Source organism: Mucilaginibacter sp. PAMB04274 (genome assembly GCF_039634385.2).
In the GTDB taxonomy this organism is placed as follows: domain Bacteria; phylum Bacteroidota; class Bacteroidia; order Sphingobacteriales; family Sphingobacteriaceae; genus Mucilaginibacter.
In genome coordinates this window covers 1,939,295-1,957,790 of record NZ_CP155081.2, presented here as the reverse complement: position 1 = coordinate 1,957,790, position 18,496 = coordinate 1,939,295, and the positions used below count along the sequence as shown (strand labels likewise).

Below are 18,496 nucleotides of genomic sequence, written 5' to 3'. Positions count from 1 at the left end.
CTAATTGAAAAGGGAATGAGTTAAAAATCGGGCAAAGTTATAATATGGATACAAGCGCTAATCTGCCTTGAATAGATTGCCCTTCGCTAACACTAAATGAAAAAAGCTACCTTGTTATAAACAAGGTAGCTTTTTAATTAAGTCATTTGTTATTTTACAAGGCCTGTCCTATCGGCAGCAAACTTCTTAGTGATCATTGCATCCATTTCCTGTAAATGCAAACGCGTCAGTTGGTTAAGTTTTGTTGCTTTTGACCTTTGCCTAAACAAGGATTGCAATTGCTGCAACTCGGCTTTTAGCATAGCATTAATATCAGTTATCGTGAAATGATATGTGTTGCCCATAAAAATGGTGCTCATCTCATTTGCGAGAAACGCCTGTTCGGTTAACCGGTATATGTACAGCTTTTGCACAGTACGGCGGTAAACATCAACATTTCCCGCAGCATACACCTCTTTAAATATACCTTGACGAAGATCTGTCAGCAAGTTATTTAAAGTGTAAACTTTAACTTTGCTTTCCAGTTGGTCGGTGTACATATGACTTAACCGCATACGTGTAATCAGCGAATTCAGTGCATTCTCTTGCAAACGGCTCAACTCTAACGGAAAGCTTAAAGCAAAAGATGACTGCAGATCAGGAGTGTTAAGCCATGTAGGTGTGTTAAATACCTGTCTGTTCAAAAAAGCTACAGCTTGTTTTTGACGATTGTAAGGTACCGGTTCGTAGCTTGGCAAATGTTCGCCATTTAAACGCACGGTATGGTAAGTGCCGCCCACGTTCTTTATCACATGACCGATGTACATCGACAATTGCCCCCATACGCCGTTATATCCTTCAAGGAGATTTTCCTGGTCTTCTTCCGGTTTATTGAGCCAATGTTTTAACTGGGGCACAATGCGTTTAAGGTTCTTAATACCATATTCGCTTGCTAATACCGAATTGTTGCCTAAGTCCTCGTTTTGTGAACGGGGGTCAAATGGTTCCATCTCGTTACCAAACCATAAGCGATGATTTTTAGCCAACGAGTCGGTTACCACCTTAACCATGCTTTTATGTTCTTCTGCCTCATTAGCGAATTCGGGACGCCAGGTATAGCCAAATTTAATAGCCCATCTGTCATAGTCGCCTATGCGTGGGAACAAACCCTTTTCACCAATATTATCTTCGGGCTGGGCCACATAATTAAACCGTGCATAATCCATGATTGATGGGGTATGACCGTGTGCCTCCACCCATGCTTTGTTACGTAAGTTCTCGACCGGTACAGTTGAACTGGAACCGAAATTGTGTAATAACCCCAGCGTATGGCCAACTTCGTGCGATGAAACGAAGCGGATAAGTGACCCCATCAGCTTATCATCCAATTCGGGCTTGCGCACACGTGCATCAACAGCGCCGGTCTGTAATCTGTACCACTGCTGTAAAAGCGACATTACATTGTGATACCAGAAAATGTGACTTTCAATAATTTCGCCACTACGTGGGTCTGAAATGCTTGGACCCATTGCATTGGCTACAACAGATGGCCGGTAAATGATTGCCGAGTGATTGGCATCATCAATGCTCCAGGTGCTATCTTGTGCCTTGGTGGGTGCTTCTTTAGCTATCACTGCATTTTTAAAACCGGCTGCTTCAAAGGCTTTTTGCCAGTCGTTAACGCCTTGCATTAAATAAGGTATCCATTTGCGTGGGGTTACCGGGTCTATGTAAAACACAATAGGTTTTTCAGGCTCAACCAGTTCGCCACGCTTATATTTCTCTTCGTCGCCTGGCTTCGGATTTAGACGCCATCTTTTAATATAAGTGGTAGTGCCTACACCTTGTGGCTTTACATCAAAGTCTCTGAAAGATGTGGTAAAATATCCTACCCGTTCATCCTGCAGCCTGGGGCGCATAGCTTTAATGGGGAGTAATACCAGCGAGGTATTTAACTCAACCGTGTAACTTGAATTAGTTGGATTCATCCCGGCGGCATAGGTTTTAACCGTATGGATTTCAACGTTGGTTGGAAAGGTGTGGATGTAATCGACATAGCTTTTGTCGTTTTGCTGCCCGCCCATACCAGCTTTATCTTTGAATTCTTTTCTTTGGAAATAAATTACGTCATTATCCGTATTTAAAAACTCGGTAACATCTACCACCATAGCTGTTGAATCGGACGTATATGAAACCACTGGAAAAGCTGCCATAATGGTACTCACGTTATTCTTTACTACGCTTGCGTACATACTGGACGTACTATCCTTTGCGTATTCCCTGAATGACTGGCGGCGCATAAACAGTTTATTGTCTGGCCCTTTTTCAAAAGTATAAACACTTTCGCCAATTTGATCACCTGCGTAGCCCATACTTCCATTTCGCATGTCTGATGATGCTTTGGAAATGCGGCTTACAGTAAGAATTTCCCGGCCTAATATATTCTTAGGAACTTCAAAATAATATTTAGCATCGGTTTTATGTACAGTTATAAATCCTCGGTTTGTTTTGGTGCCCTTAGTTACTATGGTTGCATAAGGTTTTAGGGCCGTTGCTCTTTTCAGACTATCAGCCCGTCTTTGCGCTGCATCTACAGCTGTTAGCGGGCGTACGGGCGCCGCCTTCTTTTTGTGCAGCAATCTACAAGCCGGCGCTAGTAATACCGTGCCAGTTGCAAATGCCACGAGAAGCATGTTTTTGTTAAAATTCATTGTAGTTTGTTATCTCGGATTCTGTGTAATTTCAGGGTTTAATAAAATGTACTTTTCGGCAATTGGGAAGGTATACCGGTTACTGCCGGGCTCAAGTGTATAGGTGGCATCTTTAAATTTGCGGGTAACAGTTGAAATAAAACCAGCATCTTTACTCAAACGGCGCTGATCGAACCAGCGGTAACCGCGGCCCATAAATTCGCGTTGGCGCTCATCAATCACCACATGTAAAGCGGCGTTGGCGTTAGCGGCTGTCAGGTCATAGTATTCAGCAGGCTTAAAGCGCTTTTTACGCAGCGTATTCACGGCGTCCATAGCATTGGCGGTGTTGCCGGCACGCGCTTCGCACTCAGCCTTAATTAACAGCATTTCGGGCACGCTTGGACCAATGTAAAGCCCGTCGTTAATTAAACGCTGACGGAACAGTCCGCGGCCTACTGTAAAATTTGTTCCAACTATGGCAGTAGCATCTTTCGTGAAAACCACATAACGCAGGTCTTTAGGATCGTATAAGCTTACAGCATTAGGGTTAAGCGGAAGGTTAGTAATGAACTGACTAGTACGTTTAAAAAACATCTCTTCGGGGTTGGCCAGTTTAAGTGGCAACACTGGGGTTGCTGCCAGGTAATTATTCAGGTCCAGCAAGCCGTTTTTTAATGAAAGTGCAAGGTTAGCATAACGCTCAGCTTCGGCAAACTCGCGTGTGTTAAGGCATAGGCGAGCCATTAGCGCATAAACCGCCATTTTTGATGGGTTTACATTATAAATTGGCACATCAGGCAGGTAGGGCAACGCATTCATCAAATCTGCTCTAACCTGATCATACACCTGTTTTACAGATGCACGGGTAAGATCAGCAAATAAGTTAGGCGTAAGCAGCAACGGCACACCCGGGTCTGAAGCAGATGTGGCTGCATCATACTGCTTGCCGTACATGTTTACCAGCGTAAAATAGGCATAGGCCCTGTGCACCATGGCCCAGGCTTCAATGGTTTTCTTCTGGTCGTCGGTACCGCCCTCGCTGGCTATAACACCGGTTATAGCAGTGTTAAAAATGTTGATGCTCTTATACAAAGTGCTCCAGTCAGTATCATCTTCGGCAGAGGTATATATCTTGTCGGCCCAGATGTAAGCATTCGCAGCAGCACTGGGGCTTAGGCGGGTATACCAGGTATTGTCTTCAACGCCATAATCATCGGCCATTAAAACGGGATAGTAGTAACCAGGCTCAATAGTTAAGCCTGCATTTAATAGCGCTTGATAATCAGATGTGTATTTTAAGGCCCTTACCGACTCGGGCGGAATTTCCACATATTTACGGCAGGCGCTGGCACAAAGCAACAGGCAGCTTAAAATCAATAAATTAACTTTATTCATGATAATGATTAGCGTTAGAGTGAAACATTGAGATTGAACAGGTAGGTTGCACTTGGCGGCAGGTTGGTATACTGGCCGGTTACCTGGTAATCCGGATCTACACCATCTTTATTGGCCCGCCAGATAAGACCCAGGTTAGTAACCGAGAAGCCCACATTAACTGCTTTAAGAAAAGGTGCCTTACGGAGTATTGTCTGTGGCAGGTTATAGTTAAGGGACAGCTGTTGCAAGCGTACATTGCCGGCATCTCTCAGGTTATAATCTGAATTTACGAACCAAGGTACATTGTTGAAGGTGTTGTTACCTAAGCCAGGGATGTTAGTGTTAGCTTCATCACCTGGGTTACGCCAACGGTTTACCAAACGGGCGCTGTTGGCAACAAGCCCAGAGTAGCTGGTGCCGGTTGGGAACGATTCGGCATTAATGTCTTTCATCAGGAACTTATAACCAAGGCTGTAGCTGGCCCTTACTATGAGGCTAAGATTTTGATAACGCACGGTATTAGTCCAGCCGCCAAAGTAAGGCGGAGTTGTACGTCCGCCGTAAATCAGGTCGGCGTTGGTTACGCTGCGCGAACCGTTAACGTTTAAAATGGCACCATCAGCACCATAAATGCGCGACAGGCCTTTATTGTCCAACCCGGCCCAACGATATACAAAAATGTTATCGCTGGGATAACCATCAGTAACCTGACTTAAACCAGCTATGCCGAAAGTACTTTTCAAGCGCTGATCGGTAATCGTATTGGTGGCATAGGAGAAGTTGAACGATGAGTTCCAGTTCCAATCTTTCGTAGCAACAGGCACGCCCGTAACCATGAATTCTACGCCACGGCCTTTAGCGTTACCTGCATTATACTGTAATGAAGTATAACCGTAGGTAGCATTATAAGGTAGATTAACCAGCAAATTATAGTTGCGTTTCTGATAAACATCTGCTGATAATGACAACCTATCATTAAAAAAACCAACATCAATACCTTCATTGATAGTGCGAGAAGTTTCCCAGGTAAGCTGGCTATTGGCAGGCACCACAATAGAGGCCGTTGGCTGACCAGTATTAGGATCATTCGAGCCAAGGCTGATAGTTGCATAAGAATTACCGGTATTAGGAATAGAACCACCTGTACCTAGAGTAGCACGCACGTTAAGGCTGCTTATCCAGCTAACATCTTTCAAAAAATCTTCGCGTTTGGCATTCCAGCGTAAGCCTGCCGAGTACAGTGGAATAGCACGTTGCCGACGGTCAAGGCCCTGGTTAGTGTAATCATCAAAACGAACACTACCACTGGCGTAATACTTGTTTTGGAAAGAGTAGGTAGCTAAACCAAAATAGGAAAGATAGCGTTTGGTGTCTTTATAAATATTGCCATCTGCGTAGCCTAGGGTTGAGGTTCCTCCAAAAAGAGTGGCATAAGAAACTGTTGGATTAACCGCCACTGAGGTTGATATATCTTCGTTATATCCATAACGGGTTTGCTGGCCGCCATTGTACTTGAATTGCCTGATTTCGGAACCACCTAAGAAATCAATGTGGTGATCTTTCCAGCTTTTGTTAATATTTAGCTGACCGCGAACGCTGTAATCATCGTAAGTGCCATTGGTTGTTTTGTAAATACCGCCTTTAGGTACACCATATGTTGCGATGGCTCCTGTATAAGTAGTACCATTGTTAATTAGCAAGCGTGTATCATAACTGTTTTGATTTTGCAGATAGTATTCATTCGTCAATACCTTTTGGAACTGCCCTTGAACACTTAACGTCAGCCATGAGGTAATTATACCCTTAATGGATGTGCCTAAGCGCAGCGAATTTTTGGATAAGATGGTGTTGTTATAGTTCAGCTCATCTATAGCGTTATAACCAAATGGCAGGTAACCTATGCGTTGTAAACTATCAGCTGTGCGCTGGTTATAGGCAATTGGTTTGCTGATCGCATTCCCGTTGGCATTAACCAGCATTTCATAAGGCGCAAAACCCCTAGAACCTGTACTTAGGGCCTGACTTGCAGCTCCGTTTATCTGGCTTTTTGAATTTACATAGTTAATGTTGGTAGCCACCACGATGTGACGATTCAGGAAATCATTGTTTAAGTTAGAGGTAAGCGAGTACGTTTGGCCGTAATTACTGCGATAAACAGGAACGTCCTTTGAATAGTTAGCTGATAAATAATAGCTGCTATTGATACCGCCGCCAGATATTGACAGGTTGTGCTGCTGGGTTGTTGCACGTTGCAGCAGATATTCGCGCAGTTGGTCGCGGTTTGAGCGGTTGCCTAACACCTTTAGTGCTGAGTCGCGTTGCGCAATTGTGGCGGTACCTCTTTTGACCCTGAACATCCATTCCTGCGCTTCGGTTACGGGGCCAGCCCTCCTATTTGAATTGGGGTCGGTAAAAAAGTTCTTGTCGAACATTTCCTGTTCCAAGTCAATATACTCGGCATTTGTCATGGCTTTTGCATTCGAAAAGTTTGCAGTAGCCGAAGTACTTAACGTAGTGTTGTAGTTGATGGTTGGCGCTGAACGCTGGCCCCTTTTGGTAGTAATTACAATAACGCCGTTGGCCGCAGAAGCGCCCCAGATAGATGCAGCTGCCGCATCTTTCAAAAATGTAATGCTCTCGATATCGTTCGGGTTGATGGTGTTCATTACAGCATTAACCGATGTATTGGGCTTTGTAACCGTTGTTGGATTGTTGGGTCTATTAGGGTTAGCGCTGTTATCAGCAAATCCTGTGCTGATAGTCACCAGGTTTTGATTCGCCGCCGGGAAACCATCGATCACTATCAAAGGCGGAGTGTTACCACTTGATAAGCTATTTGTGCTTCGCATCTGAATAGTATTGTTACGCACATCGAAACGCACACCGGGCACTTTACCTACCATGCGTTCTAAAAGATTTACGCTTGGCGTGGCCTCAATGTCCTTATCTGTCAGTACACTGTATGAGCCGGTTGTAGCTCCTTTGCGTACCTGCTGATAACCGGTAGATACCACTACGTCCTCCAGATTTTGCGGCTTAGGCGACAGCTGGACCACCATAGTTTCAGATGCAGTCTTTTCAATATTAGCATAGCCTATGTAAGAGAAAACCAGCACATCGTTATCCTTTATGTCTTTGAAAAGGAATGTACCTTTCTCATTAGTAAAAACCCGGCGCGTGGTGCCTTTAAGTGTTACATTCACGTTTGTTAGAGGTAAACCCGTCTCGGCATCTAGCACTTTGCCATTAGCATCAATGTTGCTAAATAAGCTCACTACCTTTTGGAGCAAGGTTTTCTCCTGCGGCTTTATCACTACCGTTTTGTTCACAATGGTATAAGTAAGCGCATGGGGTATGAGTGTTTGGTCAAGTACTTTTTGCAGTGTTTCTCCTTTATAATTCACATTGAGTTTTTGCTGCTCATTTACTTTGTTGTCTTGCCAAAAAACATTATACCCTGTCTGTTTTCGAATTTCTGTAAACAATTCTTTGAAAGAAGCGTTTTGTTTGACGAAAGTGACCTTCTGTGCAAATCCGGCGGCGCTAACCTGGATAAGGAAGGCAGTCATAAAAAATACAGTAAGTTTCACGATGCGAATGACTGAGATGTTATTGCAGGCGGAATGCCCCGATCTATTTAGATCTTGAAATTTCATTACATTTGTTTGTTAGTGATTTAGTTGAATGTGTGAATATGTCTCGGCTAAACACTGATCATTTTGGCCGGGGATGTTCCACCATTCCCGGCTTTTTTATGTGTTTATCAGGCTGGATAAAACTTATTGCATAGCGGTTACTCTCCTTCCTTCAATTTTAAAGTGAACAGAACCGGTTGTTTCCAAAACCTCAAGCAGTTCGGATATATTCTTAAAGCGTGATAAAGCCCCGCTAAATAGCTGTTTTTTCAGCTCCTTGTCCTCAAATACAACCTCTACGTTATACCACCTTGAAACCTGCCTCATAATAGTTTCTAAGCTTTGTTGATTGTATAGGAACAAGCCGTTTTTCCATGCCATTGCCTCTTCCAGATCTGCAGGTTGCACATCAATGTGATTATTAGTTAATACAGCCTGCTGCCCTGGCTTAATAATTATACTATGCGCCGGTGTAATAATATTAACACGGCCTTCCAACAAGGTGGTACTACTAACAGGTTCATCATCATAAGCATTTACATCAAAATGAGTTCCCAGTACTTTAATTTGCTGGTTAGCTGTAATGACCCTAAAAGGGCTTTTTTCATTTTTGGCCACTTCGAAATAAGCTTCACCCGTGAGTTTTACGGTGCGTTCATTTCCTTTAAATCTTACCGGGAAGGTTAATGCTGAAGCTGTGTTCAGCCAAACATGGCTACCATCTGAAAGCGTAACTTGAAACTGCCCTCCTTTGGGTGTTTTTAAAATGTTTACTGCAGTGTCGGTACCGACAGCAGAACCACGAGACTGAAAATCGTATAGTAATGCTCCATCGGCTGTTTTTTTAATAATAACACCCTGTTCCTGGGCCACAGCTTTGTCATTGGTTCGGCTTAAATCAATTATCTGGCCATTGGCCAGTGTTAGTGTGGCCTGAGTGTAGCCGGGTTTTATATCATTTTTATAACGTTTGGCAACGCTATTTTCAGAAGCGTGCTTTAACAGGTACAAACCCGTCGCCCCTATTAAGACTAGTACGGCTGCCGCTGCATATCTATACCAGGGTGTTATAGATCTAAGCTTGGATGATTGCCTGAACTTTTTGTTGGCTACTAAACGTTGGTAAAATGCGTTTTTTGCCTCGTCTGGATAAGCAAATTCATCTGTCTTTAAATCCTGCCAAATTTTTTCCATGGCAGACCATATCTCCTCATCATTACCTGATAGCTTAAAGTGATGGATTAAGATTTGAAAATCTTCGCGACTTATGGTGTTGTCTGCAAACTGCTCAAGTAAGTTGGCAATAGTTTTATCTGTCATGTATTAATACGGCCTTAACAAAGCCTTAATACTAACATTACACTTTAAAACTTAAGATGTACTAGTGAGATGTGAAAAATATTAGGATTTTTTTCAAAGAAGCCAAAAAAACTTGCCAAAATGAAAATGTTTGGATCAATTAAGTGCTTGCGCAACGTTTTTAACGCTGATGATAGGTGATTTCTTACGGTATTTTTAGAAATACCTAGCTGTTCCGCAATTTCTTCATAACTCAAACCCTCATTTCTGCTTAATTTAAAGATCTGCTGTTGCTGGGGAGGCAAAATTGCTATTTTACTCTCTGTAAAGCGCTGCAAGTCGTTCAGTAAAATGGCTTCTTCCGTTTGGTTAGAAACATTCTCCATTCGGTTCCAAAGATTATCAATTGCTTTCTGTGAGCTTGCAGTTTGCCTGAGTGCGTTGAGTGCAAGCCGCTTGGTTACCGTAAACAGATAAGGTGTAATCGACAACGAATCGTCAATCCTATCACGGTTTGACCATACATTTAGAAAAGCATCATTGACAACCTCCTCTGCATGCTCGCGGCTTTTGAGCATTTTAAAAGCAAAGACATACAGCTTTTTAAAGTTTTGGTCAAAAACCAGCTTAAATGCGGCTTCATCGCCAGCTTTAAATTTATGTATGAGATTTGAATTGAAATAATCGCTTTGCTCTGACATTAACCGGTATGAACCGGTAAATAACAAATCAAATAAAGTCCACCAGTTTGGGCTTTTTATAACCATCATTATTACCTAATTAAATCAATCACTAACTCAAGCATATTTTTCATTGGTAAATAGACAGAGTTTAAAGCTAACAATAAAATTGTTTTACAGAAAATTTAAGCAGCAAGTTTGTCTAGATTTTGATTGCTTCTGTCTGCAAATAGCTTGAAATATTGATAGGTGACTACAATTAGGCTGATATAACTGTAACTAAGAATAGCAATGATTGGGGGAAATTGCTGAGCGGGCAATGACATAAACCCAGTATATGGATACTGCATGATGGCACCCATTAAATTTCAATCACCCGGACTGCCAATGATCAGCATAGGATCCTTTACCCAGGTCGAACAGTTAGCGCCTTATCTAAAACTATAAGCATCTTCTGTTAGAGGGAGGCAGCTACGCTAACGTATTTCCGCGTAAGCCGATAAACGGCTAAAGCGGTTCGGCAGCATCTATAAACAAAGCATGCCGATTGACTGCAACCCTGCTTCTGTTTCGCGCATTTCGTTCTGTGCTTTAACATACGCAATGAACAAGATAATTGCAGCAACTACTATCAAACCCAAGATCACTGCCAGAATGATCTTTATGGCGCTATAGGGACGCTTGCCGATCACCTCGCCGGTGCAGGCATTGACCGAGAACTGAAACACTTTGCGATCATAGGTGTATGCGCTCACCCAAACCGGCAACAGTACATACTTGATGGCCAGGTTAAGGTACTGATTTTGATAACCGAAAATGCGCTGTTCATCTCCGCCGATATCATTCCGTATGGCTGACTCAATTGTTGAATCCATCACTATCTTTGCGGCCTCTAACCCGTCGTCCGGTTTTATCTGGAAAGTTTCTGCGCTAAACCCGCTCAGGTAGCGCTCATCATAAATTTGAAGGTCTACAAAATCCCAAGGATTAAGCGCTTCCAGTGTTTCTGCCGGCAAAGACTTGCTGGCCGGTATAGTAACATCCTCAAAGTCGCAATACACAGTTCCGCTAGCGCTGTACCAGCGCGTATGCCTTACCTCGCGGGTACGGGTTTCGGTTTTACCGTTTACAGTTACAGTATACGATTCTTTGGTATAATAATATTCACCACGCTCACCGGTATACTGAGTAACGGTGTTACAGTCGTAGGTCCAGTATGGCAGGTAAATACCTTTCAAGGATACATTTGCCTTCGCTTCCTTTACAATATCGTTGGGCGCAAACCAAAGATCCGCCAGCCAGTCTCTGAACTTTTGCCCGGCCTCCTGCTCATTTAGCCTGAACGGCAAAATGTAATGAGGCTTTAACGAATGATAACCCTTACCCAACTGAATAATTAGTGGAGAGGCACAAAAGCCACACTTGCCGGCTGCTTCATTGCCGCTAAAGTTTGTTTCGGAACCACAACTGCTACACTTGACAATTTTGATGTCAGTGGCTTGAGGCAGTTCGTTGACCGCTTTCAGAAACGAAGTATATTCAATAGCGGTTATGGCAGTATGCGGAACAGCAGATATAATCGGATTACTTTCCCCGCAATATGCGCATTGGAGTTCCCGCGTACCGGGCACGTAATGCAGTACAGCGCCACAGCCGTTGCATTTCAGCGAACCATGGGCAACAGCCTCACTTGTTGAATTCATATACTCGAATTATCAGGCTTGCGGTATTGGAGGCGGCATATTATTAAACAGATCGGCTAGTTCGGGCGCGTTACCTGCTGCCATCCAGGAGGCCATACCCTTCTTCCAGACCATGGTAGTGGCGCTGATTTTTTGCGTTGCTGCCATTTGGGTAAGCGCAGCCAAATCATGTGGGCCATCTGATTTTCCGTCAATTGCAATAAAAAACTCACCCATCTTCGGCAACGGTGGCGGAGCACCTGCATCATTATTGCCGGTGGCATCGAAGTGGTTAGGCTGAAAGATTTGACCCACCTGTCCCATTATGGCAGCGCCCACCCCCAAACCCATCCCGGCAGCACCCAGGTTGCCGCCTATCGTATTCTCGGCAGATTTTTCAATCGCATTAGCTGCCTGAAACTGTGAATAAGCACCCAGGTTACCGATGATGCCCATTTGACTCCGCTTGTCAAGTGCAGTTTCTACTTCAGGCGGCAGTGAAATATTTTCTACCAGAAGCGTAGTGAGTTCAAGGCCTAAACGGCCATAATCATCCTGTATTTTATTTTTAATAAGTTGCGATACCTCGTCATAATTGGCAGCCAGATCCAAGACCGGTATTTTGGAGGCAGCAACTTCATCCATGCCCCTTGATACAATAGTGTTGCGCAACTGCTCGTTGATGTCCTCTACGCTAAAATCAGGGTTAGTAGCTGCTACTTCCTGCAAGAAAGTTACTGCATTATTTATTCGGAAGCTGAAAGTACCAAAGGCGCGGAGGCGTACCGGGCCAAATTCAGCATCCCTAATCATAACGGGATTTTTAGTGCCCCATTTTTGATTAGTGAACTGCCGTGTACTCACAAAAAACACATCTACTTTGAACGGACTTTCTAAGCCGTACTTCCACCCTTGCAGGGTAGAAAGTATGGGCAGGTTCTGGGTAGTCAGTTCATACATGCCCGGTTTGAAGACGTCCGCAATTTTTCCTTCATTTAGAAAGATCGCTACCTGGGACTCCCGAACGGTCAGCTTAGCTCCCATCTTGATGGCGTTGTTATGCCGCTCAAACTTCCATACGAGTGTATCTTTGGTATTGTCCACCCACTCAATTATATCAATAAACTCACTAAATAAGTTGCTTAAAAGTCCCATATTTTGGTAATTAAGTACAAAAATGTGCAGGTGCTAAAATGCTGATTAACGCCCATAAAACAAATATCTTCAGAAAATTATAAATCTGCCTTTCCAGTCGGTATATACTACTCTGTATAGCAGCAAACAAATAGAACAATCTTTTAATCAATATTTGATATGAATTAATCCTTGCTTAGGTGTTGGGAATAACGGGAGTGATAATTCAATCTATTATTTATGGTCATCTTAATCGCCTTGGTAAATCAGCCCTTCCGCTTTCGCATAACCAGCCTCAATGGCCTTACCCATTCTCCCCAGCATACCTGTCAAATACAACACCCGGAACACCTTTAAAGACGCAAAACCCCAACAGGTGTTCGGATAGGGGAAATATAACTGGAAAACTTTGGTTTACTTTGGTATTTGAGGAAAGTGCCCTAAAGCACAAAACCCTGTGAATCAGACGATTTACAGGGTTTTGATTTGTTCTGATATCGCTATCTGTCGGGATGGCAGGATTCGAACCTGCGGCCTCCACATCCCAAATGTGGCGCGATACCGGGCTACGCTACATCCCGAAAGGGTTTGCAAAGGTAAGATTTAAAAACACGTTTGCAAATATTTTTTTAAAGAACTTTCGCGTTTCATGCTACTTAAAAAAGCAGCTTAATTATGCGATTGATTTACAACAAATTAATTTTAAGTCTTCTTATTTTTAATAAGACTTAGATCGTCTTTACCGTAAATCTGCTGCAAATATAACGTCATTCACTTCATTTGCAAATTATTTAATTCTATTGCCAAGGTGTATATGGCTATTAAATTGGGCGGCTACAAATTTCAAAAGTTGTACACAACTGATAAACAGACATAATGGTCAGTAAACAGCATACATACACTACCATAATTTTTTTTAAAAAATTATGGTAGCGGATAAATACCTCAATGTTAAAGAATGTTAAGGTTCATGGCATTTTAAGTATTTACGCTGACCTTGGTGCTTATTACAATATGGTAACACCTTTACTAATTATTTCATGCATTACAACCGGATCAACAATCTTTTAGGCTGGGCATGCTTTGCTATTGCGGCAACCACCTACATCCTTACCCTCGAACCTTCCGTAAGTTTTTGGGACTGCGGCGAATTTATTTCCTGTGCTTTCCGCTTGCAGGTATCGCACCAGCCAGGCTACCCCCTATTTGCCATGATTGGCAAGGCTTTCTCCCTGCTTTCAATGGGCAATAATGCCAAAGTGCCTTACTTCACCAACATGGCTTCGGCATTGGCAAGTGCTGCTACAGTTATGTTCTTATTTTGGACAATAACCGCACTGGCGCGAAAGCTATTAGTTAAACGGGGGGAAATACCAACCGGAAACAACCAACTGCTTGTTATGTGCGCTGGTGTGGTGGGGGCGCTAGCTTTTACATTTACTGACACCTTTTGGTACTCTGCAGTGGAAACAATTGTATTTGCACAAGCAGCTTTGTGCGTGTCGGTGGTGTTTTGGGCAATTTTGAAGTGGGAAGCACGCGCCGATGAACCCGGTGCCGACCGTTATCTTGTTTTGATAGCCTATGTAATGGGATTGTCTATTGGTATCCATTTGCTCAACCTGCTTACCATACCGGCGCTAACTATGGTGTATTACTTCAGGCGCTCTTCGCAAACGAGTACTAAAGGCACTATCATTGCCTTATTTACGGGTGTGGCTTTACTTGCCCTTGTACAGTTTGGCATTATTCAATATACGGTTAAAATTGCTGCTTACTTTGATCTGTTCTTTGTGAATAGCTTGAGAATGGGTTTTGGCAGCGGTGTATTCGTTTTTTTAATTACCTTGATAAGCCTGCTGGTTACCGGACTTTTCTACAGCATACGTAAAAACAAACCGGCTCTTAACCTGGCACTGGTTTGCCTTACTTTTATTTACCTGGGGTATGGATCGTTTGCTATGATACCTATCAGGGCTCACGCAGGCACCAATCTAAACAACAGTCATCCGGATAATGCTTTTAAATTACAAAGCTATCTAAACCGCGAGCAATACATTGCTCCGCCCCTGGTGTACGGCCCATACTTCGACTCGCAAGCCATTGAGCAAAAAGAAGGTGCTACCATATACCGTAAAGGGAAAACACAATACGAGGTGGTTGGTAAAAAGCAATCCCTTGTCTATGACCGTAACACCATCCTGCCACGTATTTACAGCAGCAATGATAATGATCCGCAGTTTTATAAACAGTGGTTACGTTTGGGCGAGGGACAATCGCCAAATTTTAGTGACAACCTGAAGTTTATGTTTAGCTGGCAGCTATATCAAATGTATTTTCGCTACTTCTTGTGGAACTTTGTTGGCCGCTACAACGACCAGGATGGCCAAGCAAGTACAGCTGACCTGGATGGCAACTGGACCTCGGGTTGGTTTGACGGCAAACATTTGCCAAAAAACATCACCCAAAATGTTACCTACACGCCGCTTTACGCCTTGCCGCTTATTATTGGTTTGTTTGGTATGTTTTACCACTTTAAACGCAGTAAAAACGATGCATCTGTAATAGCCCTACTTTACTTTTTTATGGGCGTTGCCATTGTTTTATATGTGAACCAACCCAGCATTCAGCCGCGCGAGCGCGATTACTCTTATGTGGGGTCGTTCTACGCATTTGCTATATGGATTGGGCTGGGTGTTATAGGCATAGTACAATTTTTGAAGCAAAAGATTAATGTGAGGTATGCCACCCTAGCAGCAACAGGAATATGCTTACTGGCAGCACCCGTTTTAATGGCCACCCAGGAATGGAGCGCCCATGACCGGTCGACCAAAACAACGGCGCATGACATGGCTAGCAATTACCTTAATTCCTGCGCACCTAATGCCATCCTGTTTACATACGGTGATAACGACACCTATTCGTTGTGGTATGCTCAGGAGGTAGAAGGCATACGGCCCGATGTGAGGTTGGTAAACCTCAGCTTATTTGGTACCGACTGGTATATACGGCAAATGAAGAAGCAAATGAATAAATCGGCACCGTTACCCATAACCATGAACAACGATAAGTTTAAAGATGGCGTGCGCGATTACTTAACTTTTCAGGACGCTAAAATACCCGACTCGGTAGAACTGAAAGAAATATTCGACTTCATTACTTCTGACGACAGCGCAGCTAAGCTCCAGTATGAAAATGGGACTACCAGTAATTACCTGCCAACAAAAAATTTCAAACTGAGCATTAATGCTGATGAGGTGATAAAATCTGCCACCGTACCTGCCGGTCTGCGCAACCAGATTGCAAGTGCAATGGAATGGAAGTTTCCAGGTAACTTTTTAACCAAAGACCACTTGGCTATGATAGACATTTTGGTACATAACCACTGGAAGAGGCCTGTGTACTTCACCAACTCGGCACCAGATGAAAGCATTTTAGGGCTACGACCATATTTGTACAATGAAGGCTTTGCGTATCGTTTGTTACCACTAAAACGTGATACAGCCACTGAGCAGTACAAGGATAAAACCAATACCATGGTCATGTACAACAATGTGATGAACAAATTTAAATGGGGAAACATGAAACATGCACGATACTTAGACCAGCAGTCGACCGCATTATTTTACCCATTCATAGCTACCACCTTTATGAACTTGAGCCAAAATCTGGTTAGCGAAGGCCGGCCGGAGCTTGCCGTGAAAGCACTACATAAGTACGACCAGGTTATGCCCGACCTTTATCCCTATATGAATGTTGCCGCCCGTAAGTTTTACATAGCAGACACGGCCTGCTATTTAAAAGATTTTAAACTGGCAAATAAGATACTTACCAGCGTTGATAGCTATATAAAGGATATATTAGATTACAACTACCACCAATTAAAACAGGACGCTGATACAGTAAATCTACATGATGTGCAAATGGGCGTGTCATTACTTAATGAAATGGCAATATTAGGCAATAAACACAAACAGTTAGCTGTGAACAACCGCTTGCAAAAACACCTTACCGAATACCAAAACAAGTTTGCTGCGCTCATGCAGCAATGATATTTAATGCCATAATTAAAAAGCCTGTAAGTTAAACTTACAGGCTTTTCTTTTTACTTAATTTAGCTTTTCTAGTATGATAAAAGGTGAATAATTTCTTAACTTCACCACAGCAAGACTTTTGAGACCCTTTATCAAATTTAAACGAAAGCTAACACCATTATGGCGTTGGTTAACCGGTTCTGTGACGGAGTTCGATCTAACAACACGCGTTTTTCACTCTATATGTTTGTTTATTATACTGGCGCTTGGCTATAACATTCCGTTTAATTACATTGTAGGTTTAAAGCGTATAGCTTTGTTGAGCGCAGCGAGCTTTGCTATGTTTACGTTGATTTATTACCTCTCAAGGTTCCGTAAAAATCGTTCAGCATCTTTAATACTCTTCTGTGCAAGCGGCAACGCGCTGTTCATAAGCAATTTCTTTCTAAATTCGGGTATCAACGGACCTACCGACCTGTTTTTCGTGGTCACCATGTCGGTTATGATAGCCGTTATTCCGGTTAGGCATTACTGGTATCTAATCATCAGTAATATAGCCATTGTTCTGTGGCTGCATTACATACAATACACCAACCCCCATTGGGTGCCTTATACTTACCGGAGTGAATTGTCGCGGTTCACCGACATAACATCGGCCTACGTAGTTGTTGTAGCCGTTGCTTTGTTTAATTATTACTTTATCAGACGCAACTATGAGGCTGAACGTAAATCAGCAGAACATAAGACTGCCATGATGAAGTTGCTCAATGAAGAAAAGAACAAATTATTTTCTATCATTTCGCATGATTTAAGAGCACCGCTCACCAATGTTCAAAATTATTTAGAGTTGCTTACAGAGGTTGACTTGAGTGCCAAAGAACAGCATGATATCCAAAAGAAACTTCTCTATTCAACCCGCAGTACATTAGATATGATGAATAATGTATTGTCGTGGTCCAAATCGCAAATGGAAGGCTTGAAGTTCAAGTTATCAGACATAGCGGTGCATGAATTACTGCTGCCACAATTGTTACTCTTTACCCATATTGCCGAAAACAAGAAGATAAAAATTGAGGTGTCGATTGATCATGAGCTACAAGTACTTGCCAATGGCGATATGCTGCAACTTATGGTACGCAACCTCATCAATAACGCTATAAAGTTTACAGCGCCCGGTGGCCACATCACCGTGAGTGCAAAACAGGATGATCAGTACGCGTTAATCAAGATTAAAGATAGCGGCAATGGCAAACCAGCAAAGCTGTCCAACCAGATATTTTACCTGAACGGCGAATCGACCAGGGGAACAGCTGACGAAAAAGGCGTTGGATTAGGCCTGGTATTATGCCGGGAATTTGCCGAGGTACAAAACGGCGAAGTTTGGTTTGAATGCGACTCGGTAAGCGGCGTTACCTTTTTTATAGAATTACCTGTATCACAGTTAAACTTAGCGGTTATTTAACGTTGGTTGCTGGTGAGCATGCTTATTGCTACCGGTATTTTAATTCCGTAGATCCCTCCTCTTCCATAATTACCCAAGCGCGTTAACAACCACCACATTCGGGGTCAAAACAAAAGATACCGGTTTGCTTGGTAGTGCCCATGCCATGGCTTAACACTTATTCTATTGTAATTTTCTGCACGGCAATCATTACTATAACGCGTAAGATTTTTTAAGCTTGTCACAAACCTACAGGTTATTGATGCTAGCAAACAATTCAGCACGTCATGCATTGAATTTGCCTGCTACAAGTGTTCTCGATTTAAAAGCTAACACAAAATACGCCGCAATTGCACCTGTTATGCTTGCTGATCAACTAAAATTGCCGTTAAGTATCTGTTAATAATGTAAAATAATTATGACTAAGATTTAACGAACATCCTGTAGATTAATGTGTTAAATTGATGCACTTCTCATCTAGTACATTTATAACCTGTTTTTATGCGCTTATTAAAATGCGGGCTGCTTTATTGTCTTGCATC

At 42.8% G+C, this 18,496-nt stretch carries 9 protein-coding genes and 1 tRNA gene; 2 read left to right on the top strand and 8 right to left on the bottom strand.

Features of this window, described 5'->3' with window-relative positions; translation table 11 throughout:
- Positions 1-149 precede the first annotated feature (149 nt).
- The 8 genes from ABDD95_RS08155 to ABDD95_RS08120 form a co-directional block, all read right to left on the bottom strand.
- The gene (locus ABDD95_RS08155; protein WP_345951389.1) at positions 150-2,690 is read right to left on the bottom strand and encodes a zinc-dependent metalloprotease; all 2,541 of its coding nucleotides are present in this window, start codon (positions 2,688-2,690) and stop codon (positions 150-152) included.
- Between the two features lie 9 nt (positions 2,691-2,699).
- Positions 2,700-4,067 carry a RagB/SusD family nutrient uptake outer membrane protein gene (locus ABDD95_RS08150; protein ID WP_345951388.1) on the bottom strand — a complete coding sequence of 456 codons (1,368 nt, stop codon included), beginning with the start codon at positions 4,065-4,067 and terminating at the stop codon, positions 2,700-2,702.
- A gap of 14 nt (positions 4,068-4,081) precedes the next feature.
- A complete protein-coding gene (locus ABDD95_RS08145; RefSeq protein WP_345951387.1) occupies positions 4,082-7,618 on the bottom strand; it encodes a SusC/RagA family TonB-linked outer membrane protein in 3,537 nt (1,178 codons plus the stop codon).
- A 210-nt stretch (positions 7,619-7,828) separates the two neighbouring features.
- Positions 7,829-9,004 carry a FecR domain-containing protein gene (locus tag ABDD95_RS08140; RefSeq protein ID WP_345951386.1) on the bottom strand — a complete coding sequence of 392 codons (1,176 nt, stop codon included), beginning with the start codon at positions 9,002-9,004 and terminating at the stop codon, positions 7,829-7,831.
- A 44-nt stretch (positions 9,005-9,048) separates the two neighbouring features.
- On the bottom strand, positions 9,049-9,753 hold the full coding sequence (locus ABDD95_RS08135; RefSeq protein ID WP_345951385.1) for an RNA polymerase sigma-70 factor: 705 nt from the start codon (positions 9,751-9,753) through the stop codon (positions 9,049-9,051).
- A gap of 437 nt (positions 9,754-10,190) precedes the next feature.
- Positions 10,191-11,366, bottom strand: coding sequence for a hypothetical protein (locus ABDD95_RS08130; protein ID WP_345951384.1), 1,176 nt, complete (start codon positions 11,364-11,366; stop codon positions 10,191-10,193).
- 12 nt (positions 11,367-11,378) lie between these two features.
- Positions 11,379-12,500 carry an SPFH domain-containing protein gene (locus ABDD95_RS08125; RefSeq protein WP_345951383.1) on the bottom strand — a complete coding sequence of 374 codons (1,122 nt, stop codon included), beginning with the start codon at positions 12,498-12,500 and terminating at the stop codon, positions 11,379-11,381.
- Between the two features lie 486 nt (positions 12,501-12,986).
- A tRNA-Pro gene (locus ABDD95_RS08120) sits at positions 12,987-13,060 on the bottom strand.
- Positions 13,061-13,519: 459 nt separating this feature from the next.
- Here ABDD95_RS08120 and ABDD95_RS08115 point away from each other — a divergent pair.
- On the top strand, positions 13,520-16,531 hold the full coding sequence (locus ABDD95_RS08115) for a DUF2723 domain-containing protein (protein ID WP_345951382.1): 3,012 nt from the start codon (positions 13,520-13,522) through the stop codon (positions 16,529-16,531).
- A 184-nt stretch (positions 16,532-16,715) separates the two neighbouring features.
- The gene (locus tag ABDD95_RS08110) at positions 16,716-17,975 is read left to right on the top strand and encodes a HAMP domain-containing sensor histidine kinase (RefSeq protein ID WP_345951381.1); all 1,260 of its coding nucleotides are present in this window, start codon (positions 16,716-16,718) and stop codon (positions 17,973-17,975) included.
- Positions 17,976-18,496: the final 521 nt, after the last annotated feature.

Excerpts from the sequence above, each read along its gene's own strand:
- ABDD95_RS08155 (WP_345951389.1), bottom strand. The coding sequence starts at position 2,690 with ATGAATTTTAACAAAAACATGCTTCTCGTGGCATTTGCAACTGGCACG.
- ABDD95_RS08150 (WP_345951388.1), bottom strand. The coding sequence starts at position 4,067 with ATGAATAAAGTTAATTTATTGATTTTAAGCTGCCTGTTGCTTTGTGCC.
- ABDD95_RS08145 (WP_345951387.1), bottom strand. The coding sequence starts at position 7,618 with ATGACTGCCTTCCTTATCCAGGTTAGCGCCGCCGGATTTGCACAGAAG.
- ABDD95_RS08140 (WP_345951386.1), bottom strand. The coding sequence starts at position 9,004 with ATGACAGATAAAACTATTGCCAACTTACTTGAGCAGTTTGCAGACAAC.
- ABDD95_RS08135 (WP_345951385.1), bottom strand. The coding sequence starts at position 9,753 with ATGATGGTTATAAAAAGCCCAAACTGGTGGACTTTATTTGATTTGTTA.
- ABDD95_RS08130 (WP_345951384.1), bottom strand. The coding sequence starts at position 11,366 with ATGAATTCAACAAGTGAGGCTGTTGCCCATGGTTCGCTGAAATGCAAC.
- ABDD95_RS08125 (WP_345951383.1), bottom strand. The coding sequence starts at position 12,500 with ATGGGACTTTTAAGCAACTTATTTAGTGAGTTTATTGATATAATTGAG.
- ABDD95_RS08115 (WP_345951382.1), top strand. The coding sequence starts at position 13,520 with ATGCATTACAACCGGATCAACAATCTTTTAGGCTGGGCATGCTTTGCT.